Origin of the sequence: Streptomyces brasiliensis (assembly GCF_014647875.1) — a bacterium.
GTDB classification, from domain to species: Bacteria; Actinomycetota; Actinomycetes; order Streptomycetales; family Streptomycetaceae; genus Streptomyces; species Streptomyces brasiliensis.
Genome location: NZ_BMQA01000213.1, coordinates 1 through 1505, shown reverse-complemented (window position 1 = coordinate 1505; position 1505 = coordinate 1). Strand labels below are relative to the sequence as shown.

1 protein-coding gene and 1 pseudogene are annotated in these 1505 nt (G+C 68.0%); both read left to right on the top strand.

The window, feature by feature from the left end; translation table 11 throughout:
* Window positions 1-844: transposase (locus IEZ19_RS49800; RefSeq protein ID WP_189317960.1), on the top strand; the 844-nt coding region annotated here is incomplete at its 5' end.
* A gap of 103 nt (window positions 845-947) precedes the next feature.
* Window positions 948-1426 (top strand): annotated as a pseudogene (locus IEZ19_RS52490) (IS5 family transposase); the annotation flags it as partial.
* Between the last annotated feature and the right edge of the window lie 79 nt (window positions 1427-1505).

The following is a 1505-nucleotide window of genomic DNA, read 5'->3' as shown; positions in this document are numbered from 1 at the left end:
ACGCCACGGACACATCATCAGCTGGAAGGGGTTCTCCGCTCACCTGACCGAGACCTGTGCCCCCGACGGCCCCAACGTGATCACGGACGTGGCCACCACCGCGGCCACCACGCACGACAGCCAGGTCCTGCCCGGCATCCACACCCGCCTGCACCGCCGCGGCCTGCTGCCCGCCGAGCACCTCGTCGACAGCGGCTACACCTCCCTGGTCCACCTGGAACAGGCCGCCCGGGAACACCAGGTCACCGTCACCGGACCACTGCCGGGAAACCCCACCCGGCAGCACCGCCGAGGCGAGGGCTTCGGCCGGGACGACTTCCACATCGACTACGACCGCCAGCAGGTGACCTGCCCCCAGGGCCAGGCCAGCCGGGGCTGGCACGGCCCCTACCCGACCTCCTCGCCCACCGCGGCCCCGCTGATCGTGGCACGGTTCACCAAGGGCCAGTGCCAGCCCTGCCCGGTCCGCACCCAGTGCACCACCTCCCACCAGAGCGCCCGCAACGTCGGCTTTCCCCCACGAGCACTCCGTGACCTGCAACTCCGCGTCCGCACCGAGCAACAGACTCCCGAGTGGAAGACCCGCTATGCCGTCCGCTCCGGAGTGGAAGGCACGGTCAACGAGTTCGCCCACGGACACGGCATGCGCCACTGCCGCTACCGCGGACAGCCGAAAGCCCACCTGCAACACGTACTCACGGCCATCGCCGTGAACATCGAACGGCTCAGCGGCCGGCCAGCGACGAAGGAACCCTCTTCACCGAGACCGCCGACCGCCTTCCAGACCTTCCTGGACCAGCAGGGGATCCCCCGCTCAAAGTCCTGGCGCACCCTCGGCACCTGACCTCAACCATCCAAGATCCCCGACAGAGTCAAGCTTAGAACTCCTAACGAAACGATCTTCGACGTGGGTGGATCACTCCGGGACTGGTGATCTGGGGTGCGGGGTGGCGCGGTCGAAGCCGTGGGAAGTCGACGATAAGCTGTGGGCGGTGATCGAGCCGCTGCTGCCCAAGGTTGAGCGTCGGGCCTGGCATCCGGGGCGCAAGCGGCATCCGGACCGGCTGGTGTTCCAGGGCATCCTGTTCGTGCTGCACACCGCGATTGCCTGGGAGCACCTGCCGCAGGAGCTTGGCTTCGGCTCGGGCATGACCTGCTGACGGCGGCTGGCCGAGTGGACCGAGGCCGGAGTGTGGCACCGGCTGCACGAGGTCCTGCTCGCCGAGCTGCGCGGTGCGAACGCCCTGGACTTCTCCCGTGCGACGGTCGACGGCTCCCACATCCGGGCGTTAAAAGGGGCTCCAAGACTGGACGAAGCCCTGTCGACCGGGGCAGGACGGGCAGCAAGCATCACCTGATCAACGACGCCACCGACATTCCGCTCGCCGCGTCCCTGACCGGTGGCAACCACCGCCCTCTCACACGGCAGCAAACTTCCCCAACAGCGCGTCCATGACCTTCGGCGTATGCCACCCGTCCGCAGGGATGAACAGGATGCACATGCA